At 71.4% G+C, this 5,795-nt stretch carries 4 protein-coding genes and 10 pseudogenes; 9 read left to right on the top strand and 5 right to left on the bottom strand.

Annotation, left to right across the window (positions count from 1 at the left end; genetic code table 11):
* From UG55_RS45880 to UG55_RS44875, 4 genes and pseudogenes are all read left to right on the top strand, one after another.
* Positions 1-137: adenosylhomocysteinase (locus tag UG55_RS45880; RefSeq protein ID WP_131799268.1), on the top strand; the 137-nt coding region annotated here is incomplete at its 5' end.
* Between the two features lie 1,269 nt (positions 138-1,406).
* Positions 1,407-1,623 (top strand): annotated as a pseudogene (locus UG55_RS44885) (N-acetylmuramoyl-L-alanine amidase); the annotation flags it as partial.
* A gap of 1 nt (position 1,624) precedes the next feature.
* Positions 1,625-1,799 (top strand): annotated as a pseudogene (locus UG55_RS44880) (N-acetylmuramoyl-L-alanine amidase); the annotation flags it as partial.
* A gap of 1 nt (position 1,800) precedes the next feature.
* The coding region (locus UG55_RS44875) for a peptidoglycan-binding protein (protein WP_242425161.1) at positions 1,801-2,201 on the top strand (401 nt) is incomplete at its 5' end.
* A gap of 141 nt (positions 2,202-2,342) precedes the next feature.
* Here UG55_RS44875 and UG55_RS44870 read toward each other — a convergent pair.
* From UG55_RS44870 to UG55_RS44855, 5 genes and pseudogenes are all read right to left on the bottom strand, one after another.
* Positions 2,343-2,547 (bottom strand): annotated as a pseudogene (locus UG55_RS44870) (ABC transporter permease); the annotation flags it as partial.
* 1 nt (position 2,548) lies between these two features.
* On the bottom strand, positions 2,549-3,455 hold a 907-nt coding region (locus tag UG55_RS26605), incomplete at its 3' end, for an ABC transporter permease (protein WP_242425162.1).
* Between the two features lie 45 nt (positions 3,456-3,500).
* A pseudogene (locus UG55_RS44865) lies at positions 3,501-3,701 on the bottom strand (hypothetical protein); the annotation flags it as partial.
* Positions 3,698-4,235 (bottom strand): annotated as a pseudogene (locus UG55_RS44860) (DUF4162 domain-containing protein); the annotation flags it as partial. The pseudogenes UG55_RS44860 and UG55_RS44865, both read right to left, overlap by 4 nt.
* 1 nt (position 4,236) lies before the next feature.
* Positions 4,237-4,786, bottom strand: a 550-nt coding sequence (locus UG55_RS44855; protein WP_242425160.1) for an ABC transporter ATP-binding protein, incomplete at its 3' end; no start/stop codon positions are given.
* 118 nt (positions 4,787-4,904) lie between these two features.
* On the opposite strand from UG55_RS44855, the pseudogene UG55_RS44850 reads away from it, so the two are divergent.
* The 5 pseudogenes from UG55_RS44850 to UG55_RS45875 form a co-directional block, all read left to right on the top strand.
* Positions 4,905-5,242: pseudogene (locus UG55_RS44850) on the top strand (SPFH domain-containing protein); the annotation flags it as partial.
* Position 5,243: 1 nt separating this feature from the next.
* Positions 5,244-5,427 (top strand): annotated as a pseudogene (locus tag UG55_RS44845) (SPFH domain-containing protein); the annotation flags it as partial.
* Between the two features lies 1 nt (position 5,428).
* Positions 5,429-5,584 (top strand): annotated as a pseudogene (locus UG55_RS44840) (SPFH domain-containing protein); the annotation flags it as partial.
* Between the two features lies 1 nt (position 5,585).
* A pseudogene (locus UG55_RS44835) lies at positions 5,586-5,640 on the top strand (hypothetical protein); the annotation flags it as partial.
* A gap of 1 nt (position 5,641) precedes the next feature.
* Positions 5,642-5,795, top strand: a pseudogene (locus tag UG55_RS45875) (SPFH domain-containing protein); the annotation flags it as partial.

Here is a 5,795-nt window from a genome sequence, read left to right as displayed (position 1 = left end):
AGCACCTGGACGAGAAGGTCGCGCGCCTGCACCTGGACGCGCTCGGCGTCAAGCTCACGACGCTGACCAAGCAGCAGGCCGACTACATCGGTGTTCCGGTGGAGGGCCCCTACAAGGCGGACCACTACCGCTACTGATCCGCAGGCCGCGCACGAGGGCCGTCCCGGTCATCCGGGGCGGCCCTCGTCGCGCCCCGGGCCAGCCGCCGCCGTCGGGCCGGGTTCCGATCCCGGCCGGACCAGACCGAGCCGGGCCAAGCCAGGTCAGGATGCCGCTGCCAATGTCGGTGTTGGTGCCGGTGCCGGTGCCGGTGGGGCTGTCCTGCTCCAGCACACGGCTGTCCAGGTGATCGAGCCCCGCGCGGAGACCGATCCTCGCGGCGAGCGGGCCGCGGTCCCGGTGGTCGTCGAGCCCACGCCGGTGTTCGTCGAGGCCACGCCCTCCNCACCGACGTCCTGCGACGCGAGGGTGTACCAGCCCGCGGGCAGGTACACCCCGGAACGCGCCACCACGGGAGTGTCGTAGCTGGCGGGAATCTCGTCGGGCACGAGCAGCTCCCTGGCACCCGGCGGGCATCCCACGTTGTTGGTCGCGGCGATCCGCGCGCCCGGCTGCCTGCGGCCCGACTCCGTCCTGCACAGCAGCGCCGAGCGGGGCGGCCAGAAGGCCGCGGTCTGCGCGTAGAACCCGGCCGCGAGATGTACCGGAGGACCCGGATCCGGCTCGTCACCCGGGTCGGCCACGGCAAACTCCCGGCCGCCGGGGCATTCCGCCGCCGGAGTCCCGCCCGCCTGGGCCGCCGGCTGACCGGCGACGGTGAAGGCACCCGCGACGGTCAGAGCCGCCACCAGCGCCACCCGTCCGGTTCTCAATGATCGCGTAATAGTCATCGACACCACCCCTCCCCTGCACACAGGGTCAGACAAACACGTCGGATGACGTCGTTGCCCCGTTGCCGGGCAACACTCGGACTGTCGTCTTGGCGACACTCAGGCCTGATCGCCCGCGATCACAGGCTCTACCGGACGCGATTGCACTCAGTGACTCCCGCCCGCCAGGCGGCCCGGCAAATTCATTGCAAATACCGCATTACGGATGACGAGGCACCTCTCCGGGAACGTCCATCACGGGGTACGGACGACCCAGGTGTGCCCCAGGCTCCCCGTAGGGGTAGGAATCCCTCGGATGCCTCTCACGCCGGGCGATCCAGCGCGAACCGGCACACCCCGATGGGCCGGAAGCCCTGAGCNGCCGGCGCCAGGCGACGGAAAAAGACAACGGGAACAAGAGGACGACGTGACTCGCCCACAACCACGGCAGCCGGGCCGCACCCGCCCAGCCAGGACACCGACCTCCGACAGGGCGATCGCCCCAGACCCGACGATCACACCGGACTGGTGCTGATCATGGCAGCGACCCTCTATCCGCCGGCGCGTTACCGCCCGGTCCGGAACACCTCGGGCGCCATGACGCAGCCGACCCGTGGGCTCATCCCCCATGTCCAGGTCGGCAACGGCTCGCTCTTCGGTTGGTTCGACAATCCGGCCAGCGAGGTGAGCGCCCATCTGTGGCTGTCCAGGGCGGGGGAGTTCGAGCAGTACGTTCCGTTCGACCGTCGCGCCTNGGCGCAGGCAGCGGGAAACCCGTTCTGGATCAGCGTCGAATGCGAGGGATACGACACCGAGGACTACACACCGGTGCAGATCCAGCGTCTCGGAGAGTTCTTCGCGTGGGGAATCAGCGAGTTCGGCTGGCGGGCGGAGATCGCTGACAGCCCCAACGGCTACGGCCTCGGAACCNACCGCATGGGCGGCGCGGCGTGGGGTGCCCACAGCTGCCCCGGGGACATCCGCGCGAACCGCCGGGGGGACATCCTGGCGGCGGCGCTGGGGCCTTCCACCCTCGCCGACCCCCGCCAGCGGTACGCGGGAATGCCGACTCTGCGGGAGGGCGCCCGGGGATCCGCGGTGATCACCCTCCAGAACGCACTGAACATCATCTTCGGGCACGAGGCCACGTCCGGTGACCCCTACCGACTTGTCCCCGACGGAATCTACGGTCCGCAGACCGCCGCCCGAGTGGCCGCCCTGCAGCGGTATGCCACACCCTGGTTCGGTCGCATCGGCGACGACGGCGTCTGCGGCCCCGACACCTGGCGCAAGATCGGTTATGTGCTCACGGGCATGAACCGACAGGTCTGACCAGCCACCGGATCTGACCAGCTGCCGCGTGCCACGCCGCCTGCCGCTGGGAGCTGGCGTGGGCGCGGCAGCGGGCGCGGGCAGCGGACGCGGAGCGCGGGGCTGTCAGGCATGGCCGAGCTCTCGGGCGCGGCCAGGCTCTCAGGCGCGGCGGAGCGCGTCCGCGAACGAGACCCGGGCGCCGGTGCGGAGCACCGCGTTCTGGTAGATCCGCCCGGTGGCCCGGACGAACACACCGATCAACGCCAGCGCCAGCAGGACGGACAACCCGAGCTGCCAGGCCGGCGCCGCCCCGAGCGCGATGCGCATCGGCATCAGGACGGGGGAGAACAGCGGCACCATCGACNGGATCTCGATCAGACGGTTGTCGGGATCGCCGGGCACGATCGACACGCCGAGCACCCAGGGCACGACGAGCAACAGGACCAACGGGCTGGAGATTCCTCCGAGGTCCTCCTGCCGGGAGACCATCGCGCCGACGGCGGCGAACGGCAGCGCGTACAGGAAGAAGCCGATCACATACCAGGCCACGGACCAGACCACGGTGCTGGCGGCCTCACCGGACGGAAGCGTGAGCGCCCCGGTGGCCAGCGACGCGGCCAGGCCGCCTCCCGCGAGCACGATCATCTGGATCAGCGCGACCAGGCCGATGCCCAGGACCTTGCCCGCCATCAAAGTCCACGGACGGACGGTGGACAACAGCAGCTCGACGACCCGGCTCGACTTCTCCTCGACCACCCCCTGCGAGACCGCGGGCCCGAAAAGCATCAGGCCCATGTAGATCAGCAATGCCGACGCGAAGCCCAGCACGAGACGCTCGTCCTGGTAGGCCGGTGCCGGGTCGAGCTCGGTGACCTCCACTCCGGCCGCGGCGACGGTCTCGTCGACCCGGGCCGGGTCCCCGCCGAGCACGCTGATCTCGTTGTCGAGAACCTGCTGGCGCGCGAGCACCGTGAGCACCGCGTGCAGGTCGTCGCTCAGGTTCTCCCTGACCGCCACCCGCAGGCCGTTCGGCGCGGCGGTGACCAGCGCGTCGAGGTCGCTGTCCGCGACCTGGCGCAACCCGGTGGTCTCGTCGGGCACCTCCCGGGTCTTGAGGTCGACGTCGAGGCTCCCGGCGACCGTCTCGAGCGACCCGGCGACCGTGGACTCCGCCGCGAGCACACCGACCGACTGGGCGGCGTCCCGCCCACCGACCAGGTTGACGGCGACCGCGACGCCGACGAGCAGCACGAGGACCGCGGCGGTCGTGATCAGAAAGACCTTCGAACGCAGCCGCAGGGCGAGCTCACGCCCGGNGACCAGCCGCACCACCGTCCAGGAGCTCAGGGCCGGCGGCGTGCCACGGTCATCCCGGCCGGCGGGTGCGCGCGGGTCCGCAGCGGGTGCCGGCGCTGCGGGCCGAGGCGGCCCAGCTCCGTCCCGCGCCGGGCCGCCCTGGGCCGGGACACCCGCGAACCCGCCCGCACCGCCCGCGGGCTCCCCGGATCCCGTGCTCATGCCACCGTCTCCTCCGCCGTGCTCGGATCGCCGTGTATCGGGGTCGCACCGTGTGTCGGGGTCGCACCGTGCGTCGTTGCACCGTGTCGGTATCCACCACCGCCCGGGTATGCCGACTCGCCGTCCCCGTGGTCCGGGCCAGTGCCATCCGGCGGCCCGGCACCTCCTGGCGTGCCGGGTTCCCCCTCCGGGTGCACCGCGGATCGGAACAGCTCGGCCAGCGTCGGTCGGCGGCGGCGGAACTCCCGGACCGGCCCCGCGGCCAGGGCCCGGCGCAGCAGATCCTGGTCATCGGCGCCCGGCGCGAGGTCGACCACGGTTCGGTCACCCTCGGTGTGGCGGACCGTCATTCCAGGTAGGTCCAGCGCCCAGTCGGGCGGTGCGCCGGGCACCTCCACGATGATCTGCTCGGCACCGCTCCCCCGCAGGTCGTCCACCGTGCCGCAGGCGACCATGCGCCCGGACGCGACGATCCCGACCCGGTCGCAGAGCCGCTCGACGAGCTCCAGCTGGTGGCTGGAGAACAGCACGGGCNCCCCGGCCGCCCGCCGCTCGCGCAGCACCTGGCTCATCACGTCGACCGCGACGGGGTCCAGCCCGGAGAACGGCTCGTCGAGCACCAGGACCTCCGGATCGTGGACCAGCGCAGCGACGAGCTGCACCCGTTGCTGGTTACCGAGGCTGAGCTTCTGGACCTCGTCGTCGCGGCGCGCGGCCACCCCGAGCCGCTCCAGCCACACCTCGGCGCCGCGGCGGGCGGCCGGTGCCGACATCCCGTGCAGGCGGGCCAGGTAGACGACCTGGTCGCCGACCTTCATCTTCGGATAGAGGCCCCGCTCCTCGGGCATGTAGCCGATCCGCCGGCGGGCGGCGAGGTCGACCGGACGGCCCGCCCACCGAACCTCGCCGCTGTCGGCCGCGAGCACCCCGAGCACGATCCGCATCGTCGTGGTCTTGCCCGCGCCGTTGCTGCCGACGAACCCGAAGAGCTCGCCCGCCCGCACATCGAAGGTCATCCCGTCGAGGGCGGTCACCTCGCCGTAGCGCTTGCGAACGTCGTCGATCTCCAGACGCCTGTCCGCCATCAGTCACCTCCGGTCGCCCCCGACTCGTGGACGACGACATAGTAGCGCGTTAATCTGATATCAGATTGATATCAAGATGAGCTTGGCGCGGCGAGCCCCGACGAACCAGGAGGCACCCATGGCCACCCACTCTGCAGAACCCGGAACCGATCACGTCGTCGACATGCCCGAGCCCGCCGTCCGTGAACATCCCGCCCGCGACGCTTCGGGGCTGCTCGCGCTGCTGCTGGCGGTGATCGGAATCGTGATCGGTGCCGGGATCGCCGGCGCGGGCGTCGCCCTCGCCGCCGGTGACCACCCCGCGCCGGGCGCCGTTCTGGTCGTTCTGGGCGTGCTCGGCCTCATCGCCGCACTGGTCGCGCTGGGCGGCCTCACCCCGGTCGCACCCGGGGAGGCCCGGGTCGTGGCCCTGTTCGGGCGGTACGCCGGCACCATCCGCACGACCGGCCTGCGCTGNGTGAACCCCTTCACCACCCGGCGGAAGGTCTCGACCCGGATCCGCAACCACGAAAGCGGCGTGGCCAAGGTCAACGACGCCGACGGCAACCCGATCGAGATCGCGGCCGTCGTGGTCTGGCAGGTCGAGGACACCGCGCAGGCTGTCTTCGAGGTGGACGACTTCGTCGCGTTCGTGGCCATCCNGTCCGAGACCGCCGTCCGGCACATCGCGACCAGCTATCCCTACGATGCCGCGCCCGAGATCATGTCATTGCGCGACAATGCGGAAGAGATCACCGCGAGACTCTCCCGCGAGATCACGGCCCGAGTCGCCTCGGCCGGGGTCCGCGTCATCGAATCNCGCATCACCCGGCTCGCCTACGCCCCCGAGATCGCCCAGGCGATGTTGCGGCGTCNGCAGGCAGGAGCGGTGGTCGCGGCCCGGTCCCGGATCGTCGAGGGCGCCGTCGGCATGGTCGAGGCGGCCCTGGCGCGGCTCGACCGCGAGAACGTCATCGAACTGGATGAGGAGCGTAAGGCGGCCATGGTCAGCAACCTGCTCGTGGTGCTG

The sequence above is a fragment of the Frankia sp. EI5c genome (genome assembly GCF_001636565.1).
Classification (GTDB): domain Bacteria; phylum Actinomycetota; class Actinomycetes; order Frankiales; family Frankiaceae; genus Parafrankia.
This window is presented reverse-complemented; position numbering and strand designations above follow the sequence as displayed.